This is a genomic window from Pseudomonas sp. FSL W5-0203 (genome assembly GCF_001896155.1).
Lineage (GTDB): Bacteria > Pseudomonadota > Gammaproteobacteria > Pseudomonadales > Pseudomonadaceae > Aquipseudomonas > Aquipseudomonas paracarnis.
In genome coordinates this window covers 65,280-83,675 of record NZ_MPOR01000015.1, presented here as the reverse complement: position 1 = coordinate 83,675, position 18,396 = coordinate 65,280, and the positions used below count along the sequence as shown (strand labels likewise).

The window sequence follows — 18,396 nt, the reverse complement described above, 5'->3', positions numbered from 1 at the left end:
GCATAGAGAAGAAAACACCATGACCTTGCCCCCTGATCAGCTCGGCGTTACAGCGCCCTCCAGTGACCCTGACGACACCCTTGAGGAGGACGCGCCGCCCTTTTTCGTCGATGCCGATTTACAGGCCCTACGCACTCCGTTGCGAGAACGGATCAACGCCTATCCCCATCCCAGCCGCCTGATCAATCAGATCGGGCTGGCCGACGCGAGATGCCGCGAGTCGACACGGGCGCTCACACGCCTGATAGGGCGCTCACCCAGGATCTTGAAGGTGATCCGCGCCCAGTTGCAGAAGGCGTTCGAGATTGACCCGGACAGTCTGCTCTTCACCGAACCCATGCCTCCGCGTTTACCGCAGAAAGTCGACACCTTGACTGATCGTGCGTTGTTGCTGCTGGTCCGCCCTTCGGTGCCTTTCAATATCAATCAATACACCCTCCTCAGCGTCAAGGGCGCGCCTGACCGTCGGTTGCCCTATACACCGCTGGAAGCGTTGCGGCGGGTTATCGCGTTGGGGCTGTTTGAGCGGTTGGGTCGCGCAGCCAATCAATATTGGGACGCGCTGGAGTACGGCTCCTGGCTCACACGCCGGGAGCGTTGGATCGAGCTGCACCAGGCGCTTTTTGCTGACCGGGCCTTTATTGCCAGGCAACTGAACGAGCTATCACGGGCTGGATTGGCCATGGTTCAGGCCGTGATCGATGCACCAACCGCTGAAGCACGCCTGCGTGCGGGCGGACAGTGGGCCGATGTGCGAGTAGGCCCGTTGATGTGGCCGGGTAACCCTGCGGTGGCTATTGCGGGCGCGTTGCATTTCTATCGTGAGGGCGATCCCGATGATGTGCCTCATGTTGTCTATTTACCGGGTGTGGCTCGCAATTTTTACGAGTACCCGTCTTTCGTCGCCCTGGCGTGCGGCGTGCAGGCGCTGGGCAGGACTCGTCTACACGAGCTATGGCAATGTTTGCCATTAAGTCGTCGCTCTGTGTTGCTTCCACCTGCAACGTTCTCCTCGGTATCCACTGTCTCTCGAGGCGTGGAGCTTATGGAGGATGCGCTGGCGTCAAGCGCGCAGGCGTTGTTGGAAGGGCAATGGGCCAATGAATTGGCGTGTACGGTAAAAAGCAACCACGCCCATGTGTTTGCCGCCGGAACGTCACAGCCTCTGAAGTCAGCAGTTGTTCTCGCACGAGTGGAGCGTAACCGGCAGCAGTTGATTGGCGGGGCCCGACTTGGCCCGCTTCGAGAGCAGTTGCTCAAATGGGACCAGCAACGACGACACGCCGAAATAATCTTTGGCAGCACTGCGCCAGGCTTGGCCGAATACACCGTAGAACACCGGATCAAACGCTACGAAAAAGGGCTGGTTGCGTTGCTCGATCCCGATGATTTGAGTAACGATACGCCCGCATACCAGGCATTTGTATCGCTGGTATCCCAGCTCAATGCCCATGCCCAAACGATGGACAGGTGGGTGCAGGATGCCCAGCAACGGCTGTTCGAGGTGGCATTTTGGGCTGAGCGCCCTGGTGGAAAGGGTACGCTCAGGCGCGGCACGTTGTTTCTTGACGCCCAGACTGAGGCGCTACGCTGTGAGGTGCAATTGCAGCATCGACTCAAGTTGATAAGCACCGCGCATCGGGACCTGATCATCGAAGTGCTCGATCAGCCTTTGCCGTCAAAACGTCCAGACAGTCAAACCCGAGTGCTGTCAATTGCGATTGGCAATGACCCTGATGCCTTCTATCCGCTCCATAACATGTGGGTGGTGACTACGGCGGCGGCGGTACGGGTGCCGCGGCGCCAGCATGCGGTAGTCCTGTGCGGTTTCGGAGCGGAAGGTGGGGTGCAGGGGTTTTCCGGACTGGACGCCCTGACCCGAAGTATCAAAGCCAGCCTTGATAGTTGGGATCGCAGCGCGCTGTGGGACTATGTCGAGCACGACAAGCGTAACGACTTGCGCTCACACGCGGCGCGTGGAACGCTGGCTGTGCGCTACGTACCGATTAATGGCAAGCCCGCACTGGCTGCGATCAAGACATTGCTTGGGTGTTATCAGCGCCTGCACAACAGCACAGAAGACATCACGCGCATATTCAACGGCGTGAAAGATGCGCAAATAAGTCGCGCCTTGCTGCTGGCAGAACTGCAAGAGCAGCTCAAGGCACCTGTCAGTGACGCCCAGAGCCGCGCCCAGGCCAATGTCGAGTTGTTGCGCAAAACCGCACTGCAAGCGAAGAAACTGCCAGCTTGGCTGGAGCACGCATCCCGTTACCAGCGTAAGAAGTTCAGGCGATCGCAGCGCTTTTACCTGAGCAGTACTTTTGCATTCAAGACAAGGCTTGAAGACCAGTTGCCCGGTCTGGAAACCTTCGCTCGCCGTGCCCTGATCGATCGCTTGCGGTTGGACGGCATACCTGCGCAGTTTGATATCGACCAGCCCTTCATTGATATGCCCGATGATGTTCAAGGCAGTTATTGTGGATGGACAAGCGGTTGTGCCATTGGCGACCGCGCCATAAAACTTACCCCGACCCTGAAGCGCACCACCTACAGCCTGTTACAACTGGCGCAGCATAACCTGGACCCACTGGCGCCCTGGACGCAGTGGCGACTCAATCGCGCCCGCTATTTGCAACCTGAATGGAAAAATCAACTGAATGCCGCTTACTTGATCCGTACGATTTCCTCGCTGGATGTCGGCGGTCAGTACGACGCGTTGATCAACCAGGTTTTTTACCCGCCTGGCGATACCCTCCACACGCTCAGCAAAGGGCGCATTCCCGAGTTACTGAACCGGACGTTGCTTGCCGGCACTGAGCAACATCTGTTGTTGGCCACGCAACAAGGCTTGACGGCAACCGCGCAAAGTATCTTCACCACGGCGATGGCCGCACGAACGCCGCAAGACTTGTTGAAAAACCAACATGAGCTGCAACTGCATGTGCTTCATTTAGTGGGCCACACGATGCAGCATGACCGCTATATCGCGGGCCTGGTGATCGTGCGAGACCTGCGGTCGGGGCATTGCGTGATCTATTGGCCGAATGCTTCGCCCGCGTTGGTTCTCACCGAGTACTGCAGTTTGCAACAAGCCCAGGATGCATTGAACCGCCTTGGCGCACGGCCTGAAAACACCCAGATGCTGGCGAGGCAGATCGCACCCGGCTGGGCATTTCAGGCAATTACCCATCACCCGGTCAGGGTCGATAGGCTCGGTGCTGCCGTCAGTTACCTGGACGCTATACCTGCGTTTGCCATGGTCAAAGGGATATGGCAAGCGGTTGAGTTTGTTCGCTCCTTCGGTATCAAGCACTTGGAGCCGACGGTGCTGCCGGATGAGGTTGAGCAGGTAATCCTTGAGCAGATTGCCAGTGAACCTGAGGCTTGGCTGGCAATTGTCCCCACGTCCCACAGTGATGCCCAGGCATTGCTTTACGACGCCCCGGTGCTGGAGTTGAAACGTCAGACCCAGGCAGCCAGCCATTCCGGCAAAGCGCTGGATGAGTATCGCACCCGTCGGCTGGGCGAGCAGGGCGAGACACGCAGGCGCCGGTTGATCGCTTTTTTCTCTCCGTTATTCGGGATGTTCAATGATGCCTACGAGTTGCTGCTTGTGGCGCGGCGCTTTCATCGCTATGGGGACCCTCATGATGCCGTTGACGTGGGTTTTATGAGTGCGTTTATGGCGGCTGACCTGCTGACAAACTTTATACCGGGGCCCAAGGGGCGCGGCAGTGCTGTGGCCAAGGTGACGCGTCCTGCGCCGAGGGCTTTACTGGCACGCATACACCGCATGCGCATGGCCGTGCGCGATAGCCTTTCGCGCGTGAAGGTGCCCGTTGTAACTCAGCTCAAGGTGTTCGACCGGTTCAAAATCAAGGCGATTGCTGACGACGCCGTGGCGCTGAAAGGCCCGGGCAAAAAGGGGATCCATGTCAAAAAGGGTGAGCTGTTTCTGACAGACGATACGCACCATTACCCGATTTACCAGCGCGAAAACGAACAGGTATTTCGACTCAAAAATACCCGGCAGCCGGGCCAAGACGAGTTGATCTTGCACATCGATCAGCCCGGTGAACGCTTGTTGGGCTCGGGCGACCCTCAACCGGGGCCCAGCTCGGGGGGGCTCAACCCCTGGCGCGTAGAAGTAGAGGCGCTACGGGATTGGTTCCCACCGACTGTGCGTTCTGCTACACAAAGCACCATTGTCCAGTCCTCAACGGTCGCCACCCACTGGTTCGATTGGCGTATCCGAGCCCAGGCCATTGAGCTGTCGGACTCATCGATACCTGGCGTTTTACGTGTGCAATCGACTCCTCAAGGAGCCTTCTACAATGCCATCTATATCGGCGCGAGGTATGACACACCGAGCGCTGGATCGGGAATCGGATATTACAGGCTACTGGACACGGGGGATCAGGCGCCATTGACCGACATTGCGTTTATTACCAGGGATACGCAGCAGGTTTCATTGGCTCGCACTGATATTGAGCGCTGGACAAGTACGGCAATCAACGATCAGCCCATTCCGGTATCACGCACTTCGGCGGGCGAGTGGCAGCTGCATGCGCCGCTGTTCGACAGGCCACTGGAGCGCTATGTGGGCAGTGCTTTTCCCACCCTCACAAATACAAGCCAAGCGCTGGCAGTCGCCAGGCTGATTGAGTTATCGGGGCCGCCACAACTGGCAACGGCCAGTCATTTACTGAATATTCGCGCCACGCTCGACAAGTGGTTGCTTGCTGTAAATGGCCGTGTTGGCCAGACGGATGATTTGCTACAGATGTTGCGGCCCAATGAGCGGCGCAAAGAAATGGTGTACATCGGTTACGATGGCAAGGCGCCAGGCTTCACGCGTGTTGACTTCACGCCGCCTCACCCGTTGGATCCGCGCCTTCAATTTGGTGTCACACCGGTCAGGACGCAGCGGCTCGAGGCAGAGCGCTCTGCCGTCAGAACCGTGCTGGAGCAGCAGGGCTTCGCCGTCCAGGATTTGTCTTTGCGGCGGCAGGGGACAACCGCTGGAGAATTCAGCCACGAATCAGTTGTGACGCATCGCCATTCGAACAAAATTTACTATGTCGCCTATCAATGGCTTGAGACGGGGCGAATGACATTGAGAACCAAGCTGACGGACAAGTGGATTCGGTTCGCAATTAAATTACACCCCGACTCTCTTCTATTGAAAGCGGTCGACAGCGCGCTGCAAGAACAGCGCTTGGTGCGGATCGTGGCGGGTATCCAATGGGCGACGAAGGGCAATCTGAACCCCAGCGTCTACTTCGTCAAATTGGCCCCCTAGCGTTGACGAGTGCCGCTGCTGCGGCGCCACCAAACAGTGCGGCACTGATCCGATTGAACCAGCTCTGGCCCGAGCCGCTGCGCAAATAGCGCGCAGCGCCATGGGCGCCCAAGCCGTAAGCCAACTTGCACAGCAGATCAAGCAGCGTCCAGGTGACGATCATGACCAGCAACTGCGGCAGGAACGGTTGCTGGCTGCTGAGAAATTGTGGCAGGAAGGCAGCGAAAAACAGGATGTCCTTGGGGTTGCTGGCGCCCAGTACAAAAGCCCGGCCAAACAATGCACGAAAGCGTGGTACTGGCGCAGCGTGCGGAACTTCAGCGCCAGCATTGGGCAGGCGCGATTGCTGCCAGCTCTGCCACGCCAGGTAGAACAGGTAGAGTGCGCCGACAATTTTGAGCGCGCTGAACAGTTGTTCGGACGCCAGTAACAGCGCGCCCAGGCCCAGGGCCGAGGCGCTCAACAGGCAGATCGAGGCAAACACACCACCGAGAAACGCCGGGTACGAGCGGCGCAGGCCATAGTTAAGGCTGTTGCTGATCATCAGCAATGAGAGCGGGCCGGGGATCAGGATCACCACCAGCGCAGCGCCGCTGAACAGCAGCCAGGTTTCCAAGGTCATTTACATTCCTCCCTTTCATGCAAAAGCCCCACCCGAAGGTGAGGCGGTTTTTCAGCCCTTCCCGAACTACAGAAAGATGAACTTGGCGATAAAGATCGCGCACAGCACCCAAAGGCTGATGGAAATCTCACGGTACTTGCCGGTGCCGGCTTTCAACGCCACGTAAGTGATAAAACCCAGGGCGATTCCGTCGGCGACCGAAAACGTCAACGGCATCATGATCGCGGTGACGATTGCCGGAATGCTGTCGGTGGCTTCATCCCAGTTGATATGGGCCATGCTCGCCATCATCAGCATCGCAACGTAAATCAACGCGCCCGCGGTGGCGTAGGCGGGAATCATGCCGGCCAGCGGCGCAAAAAACATCGCCGCCACGAACAATATGCCCACGGTCACCGCGGTCAAACCCGTACGGCCGCCAGCAGCCACACCGGCGGCACTTTCTACATAGCTGGTCACCGGCGGTACACCGACCATGGCGCCGAACACGCTGGACGCACTGTCAGCCTTCAAGGCGCGAGACAGGTTGTCGATCTTGCCATCGGCATTCACAAGTCCTGCGCGTTGCGCAACGCCCATCAGTGTACCGGCAGTGTCGAACATGTGTACAAAAAGAAAGGCAAATACCACGCTGATCATGCTCACATTGAACACACCCATCACGTCCATTGCCATCCAGGTCGGTGCCAGGCTCGGTGGGGTGGCGAGAATGCCGTTGTAGTGCACCAGGCCCAGGCCCCAGCCGGCCAGGGTCACGGCGATGATGCTGATGAGAATTGCGCCGAATACGCGGTGATAACTGAGGATAGCAATCAGCAGGAAGCACACCGCCGCCAGCAACGGCGCGGGCTCATGCAGGGAGCCGAGCTTGATCAGCGTAGCCGGGCTGTCGACAATGATGCCGGCGGTTTTCAGGCCGATCACCCCCAGGAACAAACCCACGCCGGCGCCCATGGCATGGCGCAGGCTAACCGGAATACTGTTGAGCAGCCATTCGCGGATGCGCGACAGCGTCAGGATCATGAACAGCACGCCGGAAATAAACACCGCGCCGAGGGCGGTTTCCCAGGTGTAACCCATGGTGCCGACCACGGTGTAGGTGAAAAACGCGTTCAAGCCCATGCCCGGCGCCAGGCCCACTGGCCAGTTGGCGTACAGGCCCATCAGCAGGCAACCCAGCGCCGCGGCGATGCAGGTGGCGACGAAAGCCGCGCCGTGATCGATACCGGCATCGGCCATGATGTTGGGGTTGACGAAGATGATGTAGGCCATGGTGATAAAGGTGGTGAGGCCGGCGATCAGCTCGGTCTTCACTGTGGTGCCATGCAAGCGCAGTTTGAACAGGCGTTCCAGCCAACCGCCTCGGGGCGCGGCCAGGTCCAACGTAGGGGCTTCGGTTTTGCGGCTATCCACAGCGAGTACTCCTCAATCGTTTTATTGTTATGTCCAGCGCCGGTCACATGAGTGGGCGACAGCGCTTTGAGGTACCGGCGGGTTTGTTGACCAAAAGGTCAGGAACTCGCACGAAGCGAATTATGCTTTTGTATACAAATAAAGCAAATAATGTTTTCGATTATCTCGGCGAAAAGGGATGAAAGGCCCAGGCCAAGGGATTTATTCTGCGCAACGTTTTGAAACAAGCCTTCGATACCCGCACCTTGTGGGCGCAAGCATTCGGTCAGCGCGGCGAAAAGGGGAGCCCCATGTACAAGGTTTATGGCGATTACAAGTCGGGCAATTGCTACAAGGTCAAATTGATGCTCAATCTGTTGGGCATCCCGTATGAATGGATCGATATCGATATCCTCAAAGGCGATACCCAGACCCCTGAGTTCCTGGCCAAGAACCCCAATGGCAAGGTCCCGGTATTGGAGCTTGAAGACGGCACCTGCCTGTGGGAGTCCAATGCGATTCTCAACTTCCTCGCCGATGGCAGTGAATTCCTGCCGACCGAACCGCGCCTGCGTACCCAGGTATTGCAGTGGCAGTTTTTCGAGCAGTACAGCCATGAGCCTTACATTGCGGTGGCGCGGTTTATTCAGTTCTACCTGAACATGCCCGAGGATCGGCTGGAAGAATACAAGACCACCCACAAAGGCGGTTACAAGGCCTTGAGAGTGATGGAGCGTCAGCTTCAAGCCACGCCTTATTTAGTGGGCGAGCAGTTTTCCATTGCCGATATTGCGTTGTATGCCTACACCCATGTGGCCCATGAAGGCGGCTTTGACCTGGCGCCGTATCCGGCGGTGCAGGCGTGGTTGCAGCGCGTGGCCAGTCATCCCAAGTACGTGGCGATGCTCGACTGACTCCCTCGGTCCAATGTGGGAGCTGGCTTGCCTGCGAGAGCGTCACCCTGGCGCCCCGGCTAAACCGAGGTGTCTGCATCGCATGCAAGCCAGCTCCCACATTTAGCGCGGCGGCGTGTCAGGCAGTGCTTTGTTGAGCAGTTCAAAGCAGCGCTGCGCCGCCGGGCTCAAGCCCATCCCGCTACGGCTGATCAACCCGATCTCTCGATTCACCCCGGGATGATCGATGCTGATCCGCTTCAAACCTTCCAGGCTATCGGCCGCTGACTCCGGCAACACACTGATGCCCAGGCCCTGGCGCACCAAGGCCAATACGGTCGACATGTAGTTGGCCTCCATGCCGGCGTTCAGCGTCAGCCGTGTCTCATCGAACAGCGTGTCCACTTGCTCGCGCACACTGCTGTCGCGGCCGGTCAGGATGATCGGCTGGTCCGCCAATTGTTCCAGAGTCAGTTGGCGATGGCGGGCGAGCGCATGGCCCGATGGCACAAATGCGCACAGCCGATCATTGAGCACCGGCACGAAGTCCAGCCCGTGGCTCAGGCGGGCGCGCACGCCGATGCCGAAATCCACTTCGCCGTTGCGAACCTTTGCATGAATGCGCTGGGCCACCAGGTCATGCAGGCGCACTTCGATGCCGGCGAAGCGTTGGCGAAACAGGCGCAAGGCCGGGGGCAGAGCGCCTGCGCAGACTGAGGGCAGGGCGGCAATGGTCACCACGCCGCGGCGCAAGGCGGCGAGGTCGCGGGAGCCGGTGACGATGTTGTCCAGGTCCAGCAGCAGTTTTTCCATGGGCCCGCGCGCCTCCTGGCCCGCAGCGGTAATGCTCACGTGGCGCGGGCTGCGGTCGAGCAGGGCGACGCCGAGCCAGTCTTCCAGTTGTTGCACCTGCACGGTGAGGGCCGACGGCGACAGATGCAGTTCGTTGGCCGCCTTGGTGAAGCTGCCTGTGCGGGCAACCGCAAGGAAAGCTTGAATATGCTGGATGCTGTTTTTCATGCGCGTCGCTTCATTTTGTTTTTCCGAACGCTGGTGGCTGAATATTGCAATTTACAAAGCCTAGCGCGATTCCAATACTCCAGGGAAAACAATAACCGGCCAACCAGGCCGCCCTGGAGTAACCCATGCTCGCAACCCTGGGTGTCATCACCATCCTGTGCCTGCTCGCTGCCGTCATGAGCAAACGTCTCTCGCCGCTGGTGGCCTTGATCGCCTTGCCGATCATTGCCGCGCTGATCGGTGGATTCGGCCTGCAAACCAGCGCCTTCATCATTACCGGTATCAAGAACGTCGCCCCTGTGGTGGGCATGTTTGTGTTCGCGATCCTGTTTTTCGGGATCATGACTGACGCGGGCATGCTCGATCCCATCATTGATCGCATCCTGCGCACGGTCGGGACGCGTCCTACACGAATTGTGGTGGGTACTGCGACCCTGGCGTTGCTGGTGCACCTGGACGGCTCTGGCGCGGTGACCTTTCTAGTGACGGTGCCGGCGATGCTGCCGTTGTATACGCGGCTGGGCATTGATAAACGCATCCTCGCCTGCGTGTGTGCGATGGCCGCAGGCGTCAACTTCCTGCCCTGGACCGGCCCGGTGCTGCGTTCGTCGGCGGCCTTGCATGTGCCGGTGGCCGACCTGTTCCAACCATTGATCCCGGTTCAGATCGTCGGGCTGATCTTTGTCTTCGCCTGCGCCTGGTGGCTGGGCCATCGCGAAGAAAAGCGCCTCGGCCTGGGCGCCGGTTCCAGCGTGGAGGCGGTGCCGCAACGAGTGCTCAGCGATGACGACATCACGCTGCGTCGTCCACGGTTGTTCTGGGTCAACCTGATGCTGACCGTGCTGGTGATGGTGGTGATGATCGCCGGCTGGGTGGACCCGGTGGTAATGTTCATGCTCGGCACCGTGGTTGCGTTGTGCATCAACTATCCCAACGTGGACGCCCAGCGTGCGCGCATCGACGCCCATGCGAAAACCGCCCTGACCATGGCCAGTATCCTGCTCGCCGCCGGGGTATTTACCGGCATCATGCAAGGCACCGGCATGCTCAAGGCCATCGCCGAAGTGGCGGTGGCGCAGATTCCGGCGGGCCACGGCAAATTGATCCCGGCCGTCGTGGGCTTCTTGTCCATGCCCCTGAGCATGTTGTTTGACCCCGATTCCTACTATTTCGGCGTGATGCCGGTGATCGCCGAAGTCGGCAAGGCTCTGGGCGTCGACCCGCTTCAGGTGGCCCAGGCTTCGCTGCTGGGCGTGCACACCACCGGCTTCCCGGTCAGCCCGCTGACGCCTGCGACCTTCCTGCTGGTGGGCCTGTGCAAGATCGAACTGGCCGATCACCAGCGCTTCACCATTCCTTTCCTGTTTGCCGCCTCGGTGTTGATGACCCTGACGGCGTTGCTCCTGGGAGTGATTTGAGATGAACACCTTGCGCATCGGCTCCGGCGCCGGCTACTCCGGCGACCGTATAGAACCTGCCGTCGAACTGGCCGAACACGGCGACCTGGATTACCTGGTCTTCGAATGCCTGGCCGAACGCACCATCGCCCTGGCGCAACAGGCGCGCATCAGCGACCCGCAGGGCGGTTATGACCCGCTGCTCGCTGAGCGCATGCGCCGTGTCTTGCCCTTTGTAGGGCAGGGGGCGGGGCGTCGTCGCCTGCGGGTGATCACCAACATGGGGGCGGCAAACCCGTTGGCGGCGGCCGGGGAAGTGCGGCGCATTGCCGGCGAGCTGGGCCTGGGCCTCAAGGTTGTGGCGGTGGTCGGGGATGACGTGCTGCATACCTTGTCTGCCGAGCAGTTGCTGGATAATGGCCAGACCGTAGGCGCATTGGGCGAGCGGCTGATTTCCGCGAATGCCTACTTGGGTGTGGAGGGCATTCTTAACGCGTTACACGCCGACGCCGATGTGGTGATCACCGGGCGCGTGGCCGACCCTTCGCTGTTCCTGGCGCCGCAGATGTTCGAGTTCGGCTGGGCCTTCGATGATTGGCCGCGACTGGGCCGGGGCACGTTGGTGGGGCATTTGCTCGAGTGCGCGGGGCAGGTCAGTGGCGGTTATTTCGTCGATCCAGGCTTCAAGGATGTGGAGGATCTGGCGCGCCTGGGCTTTCCCCTGGCCGAGGTCGACGCCGACGGCAATGCAGTGATCACCAAGGTGGCAGGCTCCGGTGGGCGGGTCAGCCGCGCGACCTGCGCCGAACAACTGATTTATGAAGTTCACGACCCGGCAGCCTACTTGACCCCGGATGTGACGGCCGACTTTTCCCAGGTCGGGTTTGTCGAGGAGGGCGTGGACCGGGTGCGTGCCCAAGGAGCCAGCGGGCGTGCCCGGCCTGAACAGCTGAAGGTCAGCGTCGGTTATCTGGACGGTTGGATTGGTGAAGGGCAGATGTCTTACGGCGGTCCCGGTGCTGTCGCACGGGCTGAGTTGGCGCGGGAAGTGGTGCTCAAACGTCTGGCGTTGATCGGCGTCAACATGCAGGACCTGCGCGCCGAGTTGATCGGCATGGACTCATTGCACGGCCTGCGCAGCAGCGTCGAGCCTTGGGAAGTGCGCCTGCGGGTCGCTGCCCGGTGTGACGAGCGCAGCGACGCCGTGCGGATCGGCAATGAAGTGGAGACCCTCTACACCAACGGCCCGGCCGGCGGCGGTGGGGCGAGCAAGAGCGTGCGTCAGGTGGTGGCGGTGGCGTCGTTGCTGTTGCCCCGTGAATCGGTCAAACCGAGGATTGAAGAATGAAACTGCACAGGCTGGCCCATTCCCGCACCGGGGATAAGGGCGACACGTCGAACATCTCGATCATTGCCTATCGCGCCGAGGATTATCCGTTGCTGTGTGAACAGCTGACGGCTGAGCGCGTGGCCGAGTTCTTTGCCGATTTACGCGATCCCGATGCGGCACCGGTTCAGCGTCATGAGTTGCCGAACGTGCAGGCGCTGAACTTCGTCCTGCCGGGAATCCTGCGCGGCGGCGTAACCCGGTCGCTGGCCCTGGACGCCCACGGCAAGTGCCTGGGTTCGGCACTGTTGAATCTCGACCTGACAATACCGAATTAAGAACACAGCAGAGCAAATGTGGGAGCTGGCTTGCCTGCGATTGCATCACCTCGGTACATCTGCTGCACCGCGGTGCCCGCATCGCAGGCAAGCCCCACATTGACCGCAGTGGGCTTCAGAGCGCAGCGAAGCGCTTGTCCAGGTAGTCAATGATGACCTTGGAGTCATACATCCAGGTGGTCTGGCCGTTCTCTTCGATGCGCAGGCACGGCACTTTGATCTTGCCGCCTTGCTCCAGCAGGGTCTGACGGTCCTGCTCGTTGTTCTTCGCGTCCTTGAGCGCCACCGGCACATTCAGGCGGTGCAGGGTGCGACGGGTCTTCACGCAGAACGGGCAGGCGTGGAACTGATACAGGGTCAGGTCCTTGGCTGCAGCATTGACCTTGGCCTGTTGCTCCGCCGGGCGTTGTTTTTTACGTGGGCGGGTAAGAAAGTCGCCCGCGATGATGACGTGGCCGAGGCCCACTCGAAGTGCTTTGACGAACATGGCTGAAACCTCTTGCCCATGACTGAGGGGGCGCAGCTTACCTGATTTCTGCAGGCGAAAAAAAACCGGCGATGAACGCCGGTTTTTTCCTGCCTGGCCGGTTACTTGATCAGGCTGAGAAATTCGCTGCGGGTGGCCGCGTTCTCGCGGAACTCACCCAGCATCACCGAGGTGATCATCGACGAATTCTGTTTCTCGACACCGCGCATCATCATGCACATGTGCTTGGCCTCGATCACCACGGCCACGCCCAGGGCGCCTGTGACTTCCAACACGGCGTCGGCGATCTGGCGGCTGAGGTTTTCCTGGATCTGCAGGCGGCGCGCATACATGTCGACAATACGCGCGACCTTCGACAGGCCCAGCACTTTGCCGCTCGGGATATAGGCCACGTGGGCCTTGCCGATAAACGGCAGCAGATGATGCTCGCACAACGAGTACAGCTCGATGTCCTTGACCAGCACCATTTCGCTGTTGTCAGAGCTGAACAAGGCACCGTTGGTGACTTCTTCGAGTGTCTGTTCATAACCGCGGCAGAGGTACTGCATTGCCTTGGCGGCACGCTTTGGCGTGTCGAGCAGGCCCTCGCGGGACACGTCCTCGCCGAGTTGGCCGAGGATCGCGGTGTAATTCTGTTCCAGGGACATGAAACTACCTGTGGGATTTTCGCAAAGCGCAAGGTTACGGTGGCGGACACATCGCTGCAAGCCTGACGATGGCACTTGTTACTCGTCGCGCCCTTCCATCATGGTGCGCTTGAGCATCACATACACCGCGCCGGCGCCGCCGTGACGAGCCTGGCAGGAGGTAAAGCCGAGCACCTGGGCATGCTGGCGCAGCCAGGTATTGACGTGGCTTTTGATCATCGGCCGTTTCCCGTCCAACCGCACCGCCTTGCCGTGGGTGACGCGCACGCAGCGGATTTCGAATTTGGTCGCTTCGGCCAGGAAGGCCCAGAGGGTTTCCCGGGCTTTTTCCACGGTCATGCCGTGCAGGTCGAGGCTGCCTTCGAACGGGATCTGGCCAGCCTTGAGCTTGCGCATCTGGCTTTCCTGCACGCCGTCGCGGGCCCACATCAGTTCATCTTCGGGGCCGACGTCGATCACGAACTGGTCAGACAGGCCATCCACGGTGGTGGCATCGGTGCGCACGGTCGCGGCCTGGCGCAGCTTGGCGATCTGCGCCCGGTCAGTCTTGGGTTTGCCGGTGTCGGCGCGGTCGTGCTTGATCGGCTTGACGCCGCGCAGCTCGTTTTTGAACAGGGAAAAATCGTCGTCTTGCATGTCAGCCTCCGCGAAGGGCGGGCAGTTTACCTAAATCGCGGCGGCCAGGGCGCAGGAAACGCTATCCAAGCGCCATCAGTCGTGCTTTTTCATCAGGTGAGAGGCGATATTCAACGACAGCGGCTGGCGCATTTTCCGACGGCTGCGACGCCATAGCCACACGCCCAACCACAGCACCAGCAAGCCGATCCCCAGCAGAAGTCCCGAGCCGCCCGGGCTGGCATTCAGTTCGCCCAGGGCGGGCGAATGCCCAAACAGGCCGGCGCCACCAGCGCCCGCCAACAACAAGCCTACTATCGCCAGCAACGCGGCCATGCACGCTACCAGGCGCAGACGCCAATTGCTCGGGCCCTTGGGGCGCAAGCGACGAGCATCAAAACCATCGGATATCTTCATTCCGACCTTTCCTCCAGGGTATCGGCCCTTCGACCGGAAGATACACAGGTTGTTCCGGGGGGAGAGGTAAATGCGCCAAATGAAAGGGCTTTGCGGATGAGCGGAGCAATAAACACGCCGCTCACCGCCAGCAGGATCAGATCAAGTCTTTGGCCAGCGCCAGGGTGGCGAAGTTGTCTGCCATGATGGCCATTTCGGTTTGCTGCACATGCTCGGCGCTCAGGATACCGCCCTTGTAGGGCAGGTCGCGGGTGGCGCAGGCGTCTTCCACCAGGGTGCAGCGAAAGCCCAGGTTCTTGGCCGCGCGCACGGTGGTGCTGACGCTGGAGTGGCTCATGAAACCGCAGACGATCAGGTCGAGGGAGCCGAGGTCTTGCAGGTGCTTTTCCAGGCCGGTGCCATGGAAGGCGCTGGGCAGCAGTTTGCCGATGATGGTTTCGTCACCCTCAGGCTCAAGGCCCGGAATGAATTCGCCGCGCTCGCCCTGGGGGTCAAACAGGCCGCCCACGGTACCCAGGTGGCGCACATGCACAATCGGGCGCCCGGCACTGCGCGCTGCGGTCACAAGCTGCTTGATGTTCTCTACCGCCGCGTCCATGCCCGAGAGGGCGAGCGGGCCGCTGAGGTATTCTTTCTGGGCGTCGATGATCACCAGGGTCGCATGATTGAGGTTGGCTGCTGCGTAACCGCGACCGCTGAGTTGAAACATCGTCTTTGGAACGGACATTCTGGGGCTCCTGTGAGTGGGGCTTTTGCGACATTGTCCACTGGCTGAGCGCTTCTGTGAATCGCTACTATCGTAAGGTACGCCGTTGCTGGCGTGCAGCCATGTCAAGAGGCAGGCCTGTTTAACACAATGCGGGCAAATTGGATGAAATCCGACGTACGGCGCCAGGTTTTTCGTACATCGTCGGTACAGGTGAAGGCTGTTAGAATCGCCAGTCGTTTTTTCCAGGAGCTTGCCCCCGTGATCACTTCCCGCCTGCGCACCTTGCGCGACCATATCCGTTGGGCTGTCAGCCGTTTCCATGGGGAAGAGCTGTTTTTTGGCCATGGCACCGACAATGCCTGGGACGAAGCCCGACAGTTGGTGCTGGGCGCCTTGCACCTGCCGTGGGAAATCGCCGACAGCTATTTGGATTGCAACCTGGAAGAAGAGGAAATCTCCCACGTGCAGCGCTTGCTGCATCGCCGTATCCATGAGCGAGTGCCGACGGCCTACCTGTTGAACGAAGCCTGGTTTTGCGGCATGTCGTTTATCGTCGATGAGCGCGTATTGATCCCGCGTTCACCCATAGGCGAGCTGATTGAAGACCGCTTCGAACCCTGGCTGGCCCAGCCGCCGGCACGCATCCTCGACCTGTGCACCGGCTCCGGTTGCATCGGCATTGCCTGTGCCTATGAGTTCCCCGAGGCCGAAGTGGTGCTGGGAGACTTGTCCTTCGAAGCCCTGGAAGTGGCGAACCAGAACATCGAGCGCCATGGCGTCGACGAGCGCGTCTACACCGTGCAGGGCGATGGTTTTGACGGGTTACCCGGCCAGCGTTTCGACCTCATCGTGTCGAACCCGCCCTACGTGGATGCCGAAGATTTCGCCGACATGCCCGATGAATACCAGCACGAACCGGAACTGGGCCTGGCCTGCGGTGAAGACGGCCTGGACCTGGTACGCCGGATGCTGGCCGAAGCGGCGGACCACCTGACCGAGAAGGGCTTGCTGATTGTCGAAGTGGGCAACAGCCAGGTGCATGTCGAGGCGCTGTACCCGGAAGTGGACTTCGCCTGGCTGGACTTCAAGCGCGGTGGGCATGGGGTGTTTATGTTGACGGCTGAGCAGTGCCGCCAACACCAGGCCGTTTTCGCTGCCCGGATATAACTGCAGAAACTCGGTCAATGTGGGAGCTGGCTTGCCTGCGATAGCGGTGGGTCAGCTTGCACTTGTGCTACTGATACATCGCTATCGCAGGCAAGCCAGCTCCCCCATTTTGATTGCATTTCAATCTATCAGCGGTGCGTGGCAATCCAGATCAACAACCCCGCCTGGAACACCGTAAACGCCACCAGACAAGTGATGGTAAAGCGCAGCCCGCTGTCCTCACGCTTGAACTTGGTGACTTTCTCCTCTTCCTTGCGCAGCTTCACTTCCTGCTCCGCCAGGTTCTGCTCGGCCTGTTGCAGCATCTGTGCGGCTTCAAGGATCTCCACGAACTGCACTTTCTCGGTGTTCCAGCTGTCCAGCACCTCGCTGACCTTGCCGGGCTGCACATTGCCTTTGAGGTGCTGCACATCGGCGTAGGCCACATCGAAACCCTGGATACGCAGGAAATGATCGCGGCGCAGGCGCGTGGCTTCGTTGAGGGCGTCCTTGTTGGCCAGGTCCACGCCGTCGACGCGGTAGTGGGACCACTTCTTCTTCGCCCAGGCGGCGCCTTGAGCCACCAGGAAACGCCCGATACCGCGGTTGGCCGGCTCGATTTCCAGACTGTTGCCGGGCCCGAAGTGCACGCGGTGTTTATCGTGATCGACCCAGATATCCAGGTGGTTCTGCTCGCGCCGTACTCGCTGGCCCGGTAACTGGATGACCATGCGCAACAGGCTGTGGTGTTTATCATGGCGCTCGGCATAGCCGAACTGCACAAAGCGCAACGGCCGTGCGCCGGTCGCGCGGTCGGTGGCCAGCGGGGCCAGGCGCAGCATCTTGAAATGTTCGGCGTGAACGTCGGCCCACGGCAGGGCCGCTGCGGCGCCAGCTTCGGTTGCGGCCGGGGTCTCGGCGGTCGATTCGGGTGTTGTTTCGGTGGTTGTCATGCGGCGCGATCCTGTCCAAGCCCTGCGAGCCGACAGTCTTTTTACTGTCGACTCTGGACTTATCGGCCGTTTTTCCCAGGACTGGAGGCCAATTGCCGCTTAACGGGGTTGAAGTCCTTCGATAAAGCTGACGATACGTTGGCCCAGCTCCGCAGCCAGCGGCAGTTTCGGGTCGTTGTAGGAGGCCAGTTGCTGCTTCACGTTATTGGGCACGATGCGCATCACGTGGTTCATGCCTTCGATCACCGTCAACTGCGCGTCGGGCTTGGCCTGCTTCAGTTGCCGGGCATCACCTACGCCAACCTGGATATCGTTGGTGCCTTGGATAATCAGCGCCGGCATGTCCAAGCGCGCAAAGGCGGCCGACGGATCGGCGCGGAACAGGCTGATCAGATACGGCTGCACGCTGGGTCGGAAAATGCCCTCCAATGGGCGCGGCACGTCGGCGTCCACCTGGCCGGCCTTGAGGTGATCGAGTATTTCATTGCTGCGCAGCAGCAGGGCAGGGGGCAAGTGATCGGCCAGTTGCTGACGGATCACCTGGTCCACCGGGCGGGCGCTGCCAGACAAGGAAATGACCCCGGCCGGTTCAAGTTGCGGCGCGGCGAGGGCGGCGACCAGCGCGCCCTCGCTGTGGCCCAGCACAATCAGCGGGCCCATGCGCTTGTCGGCCTTGAGTAACTTGCCCCAGGCCACGGCGTCGGCCACATACGCCGCCAGGGTCAGGTTGCGCTCATCCGGCGTGGCCGCCAGGCTTGCAGCCACGCCGCGCTTGTCGTAGCGCACGCTGGCGATCTTATGCCGGGCCAGTACCCAGGCCAGGCGCTTGAGGCTGTCGTTGCGCGCGCCGTCGGCGCTGTTGCCGTTGCGGTCGGTGGGGCCGGAGCCGGCGATGATCAGCACCACCGGCACCGGTTTATCCGATTGCGGCAACAGCAGCGAGCCAAAGAGTTGGCCGCTGCCGGTGTCCAGGCTGATCGGGCGTTGCAAGACGACAGGGGAGGCGGCCTGGGCCACGGCGGTGAACAGGGTGAGGGTGAACAGCAGAACTCGCAGCATCATAGCGCCATCATTGGAGAGGTGCCGGTTGGACCAACGTCTACCGGTAAGGTTTCGAGGATGAACTAG

The 18,396-nt window shown here is 60.3% G+C and carries 16 protein-coding genes; 6 read left to right on the top strand and 10 right to left on the bottom strand.

What is annotated here, in order from left to right; all coding sequences use genetic code 11:
• The first annotated feature begins 19 nt into the window (after positions 1-19).
• A complete protein-coding gene (locus tag BOP96_RS15520) occupies positions 20-5,305 on the top strand; it encodes a dermonecrotic toxin domain-containing protein (RefSeq protein WP_238346844.1) in 5,286 nt (1,761 codons plus the stop codon).
• Here the strand turns inward: BOP96_RS15520 and BOP96_RS15515 are convergent.
• Together BOP96_RS15515 and BOP96_RS15510 are read right to left on the bottom strand one after the other, a co-directional pair.
• Entirely contained in the window at positions 5,289-5,927 is a 639-nt protein-coding gene (locus tag BOP96_RS15515) for a LysE family translocator (RefSeq protein ID WP_014719289.1), read from the bottom strand. The two genes, BOP96_RS15520 and BOP96_RS15515, sit on opposite strands and share 17 nt — an antisense overlap.
• A 66-nt stretch (positions 5,928-5,993) precedes the next feature.
• Positions 5,994-7,340 (bottom strand): NCS2 family permease, encoded by a 1,347-nt coding sequence (locus tag BOP96_RS15510; RefSeq protein WP_014719288.1) that lies wholly within the window; start codon positions 7,338-7,340, stop codon positions 5,994-5,996.
• 290 nt (positions 7,341-7,630) lie between these two features.
• On the opposite strand from BOP96_RS15510, the gene BOP96_RS15505 reads away from it, so the two are divergent.
• Positions 7,631-8,233: a glutathione S-transferase family protein gene (locus BOP96_RS15505; protein WP_014719287.1), complete on the top strand. Its 603-nt coding sequence runs from the start codon at positions 7,631-7,633 to the stop codon at positions 8,231-8,233.
• A 102-nt stretch (positions 8,234-8,335) separates the two neighbouring features.
• On the opposite strand, the gene BOP96_RS15500 is transcribed toward BOP96_RS15505, so the two are convergent.
• Complete coding sequence (locus BOP96_RS15500; RefSeq protein ID WP_014719286.1) at positions 8,336-9,232, bottom strand: LysR family transcriptional regulator; 897 nt, start codon at positions 9,230-9,232, stop codon at positions 8,336-8,338.
• Between the two features lie 125 nt (positions 9,233-9,357).
• Between BOP96_RS15500 and BOP96_RS15495 the strand changes: the two genes are divergently transcribed.
• Genes BOP96_RS15495 through BOP96_RS15485 form a run of 3 tightly spaced genes read left to right on the top strand, consistent with a single transcriptional unit; the run spans position 9,358 to position 12,294 of the window.
• The gene (locus BOP96_RS15495; protein WP_003192804.1) at positions 9,358-10,650 is read left to right on the top strand and encodes a CitMHS family transporter; all 1,293 of its coding nucleotides are present in this window, start codon (positions 9,358-9,360) and stop codon (positions 10,648-10,650) included.
• Position 10,651: 1 nt separating this feature from the next.
• Positions 10,652-11,977, top strand: a complete 1,326-nt coding sequence (locus BOP96_RS15490; RefSeq protein ID WP_073453238.1) for an acyclic terpene utilization AtuA family protein — start codon at positions 10,652-10,654, stop codon at positions 11,975-11,977.
• Positions 11,974-12,294 carry an AtuA-related protein gene (locus tag BOP96_RS15485; RefSeq protein ID WP_014719284.1) on the top strand — a complete coding sequence of 107 codons (321 nt, stop codon included), beginning with the start codon at positions 11,974-11,976 and terminating at the stop codon, positions 12,292-12,294. Before BOP96_RS15490 ends, BOP96_RS15485 begins: the two co-directional genes overlap by 4 nt.
• Positions 12,295-12,409: 115 nt before the next feature.
• On the opposite strand, the gene BOP96_RS15480 is transcribed toward BOP96_RS15485, so the two are convergent.
• The 5 genes from BOP96_RS15480 to BOP96_RS15460 form a co-directional block, all read right to left on the bottom strand.
• Complete coding sequence (locus BOP96_RS15480) at positions 12,410-12,781, bottom strand: glutathione S-transferase N-terminal domain-containing protein (protein ID WP_014719283.1); 372 nt, start codon at positions 12,779-12,781, stop codon at positions 12,410-12,412.
• Between the two features lie 101 nt (positions 12,782-12,882).
• Complete coding sequence (gene folE / locus BOP96_RS15475; RefSeq protein WP_014719282.1) at positions 12,883-13,428, bottom strand: GTP cyclohydrolase I FolE; 546 nt, start codon at positions 13,426-13,428, stop codon at positions 12,883-12,885.
• A 78-nt stretch (positions 13,429-13,506) separates the two neighbouring features.
• Positions 13,507-14,064 carry a Smr/MutS family protein gene (locus BOP96_RS15470; protein ID WP_003192796.1) on the bottom strand — a complete coding sequence of 186 codons (558 nt, stop codon included), beginning with the start codon at positions 14,062-14,064 and terminating at the stop codon, positions 13,507-13,509.
• Between the two features lie 75 nt (positions 14,065-14,139).
• Positions 14,140-14,460 carry a hypothetical protein gene (locus BOP96_RS15465; protein WP_073453236.1) on the bottom strand — a complete coding sequence of 107 codons (321 nt, stop codon included), beginning with the start codon at positions 14,458-14,460 and terminating at the stop codon, positions 14,140-14,142.
• 136 nt (positions 14,461-14,596) lie between these two features.
• A complete protein-coding gene (locus BOP96_RS15460; protein WP_014719280.1) occupies positions 14,597-15,187 on the bottom strand; it encodes a cysteine hydrolase family protein in 591 nt (196 codons plus the stop codon).
• Positions 15,188-15,427: 240 nt separating this feature from the next.
• On the opposite strand from BOP96_RS15460, the gene prmB reads away from it, so the two are divergent.
• The gene (gene prmB / locus BOP96_RS15455) at positions 15,428-16,336 is read left to right on the top strand and encodes a 50S ribosomal protein L3 N(5)-glutamine methyltransferase (protein WP_073453234.1); all 909 of its coding nucleotides are present in this window, start codon (positions 15,428-15,430) and stop codon (positions 16,334-16,336) included.
• Positions 16,337-16,464: 128 nt separating this feature from the next.
• Here prmB and BOP96_RS15450 read toward each other — a convergent pair whose 3' ends face one another.
• Together BOP96_RS15450 and BOP96_RS15445 are read right to left on the bottom strand one after the other, a co-directional pair.
• Positions 16,465-17,268, bottom strand: coding sequence for a hypothetical protein (locus BOP96_RS15450; RefSeq protein ID WP_019818578.1), 804 nt, complete (start codon positions 17,266-17,268; stop codon positions 16,465-16,467).
• Between the two features lie 99 nt (positions 17,269-17,367).
• Positions 17,368-18,330 carry an alpha/beta hydrolase gene (locus tag BOP96_RS15445; protein ID WP_038450997.1) on the bottom strand — a complete coding sequence of 321 codons (963 nt, stop codon included), beginning with the start codon at positions 18,328-18,330 and terminating at the stop codon, positions 17,368-17,370.
• Between the last annotated feature and the right edge of the window lie 66 nt (positions 18,331-18,396).